Here is a 621-nt window from a genome sequence, read left to right as displayed (position 1 = left end):
CCATGATCACGCTGCCCTGGAATGGATGATCACGATTATCTGGAACCCGTGATCACGATCGCGTCGAACGCGCAGGCTGGGCTGAAACCCAGCGGAGAAGGGCTACACGGACCTGTGAAGCCCTTCTCAATGCCGATCAGGCGGATTGAGGCTCGTTGCTTGTCATAGCCTCCATCGCCTCAAAGCTCCTTGTGAGCGCTCGCCAGAGGCTGCCGATCTCCTCCGATCCGGATGACCCGGAGCTGAACTCGCTCACACCGGCTCCATGAGCCAGGGAAAGCGACAGTTCGGGGGAATGCGTGATCTGACCCGACCATGTGGGAACGTCGAGCGCCTGCATCGCCCCTCGCGCATCCCTAACCATCAGGTCATCCGAGCCGTTCTTGACCGGTGCAGCGTTGATTACCACCGCGTAAGGCTTCTTGAGTTCACGGCACATCTGGATCGTGGCCTGAACAGCATCGACATCGAACAGACCCGGGCGCATGGGGATCACGACAAGATCCGCGTGCCAGATCGCCTCGGCCACAGGGGCTTCCGCGTTTGTCAACCGAACCGAAGAATTGACCCCTTGGGCGCACTGAAGATCTGACCCCCCTCATTGCTTTGTGGTTCCCTCGG

At 59.9% G+C, this 621-nt stretch carries 1 protein-coding gene; it reads right to left on the bottom strand.

Going from position 1 to position 621, the window contains the following annotated elements; genetic code table 11:
• Positions 1–136: 136 nt before the first annotated feature.
• On the bottom strand, positions 137–529 hold the full coding sequence (locus ILT44_RS30625) for a P-loop NTPase family protein (RefSeq protein WP_204243378.1): 393 nt from the start codon (positions 527–529) through the stop codon (positions 137–139).
• Between the last annotated feature and the right edge of the window lie 92 nt (positions 530–621).

Source organism: Microvirga arvi, from assembly GCF_016892765.1.
GTDB lineage: Bacteria > Pseudomonadota > Alphaproteobacteria > Rhizobiales > Beijerinckiaceae > Microvirga > Microvirga arvi.
The sequence above is the reverse complement of the archived record's forward strand: the minus strand, read 5'-3'. Positions and strand labels throughout refer to the sequence as shown.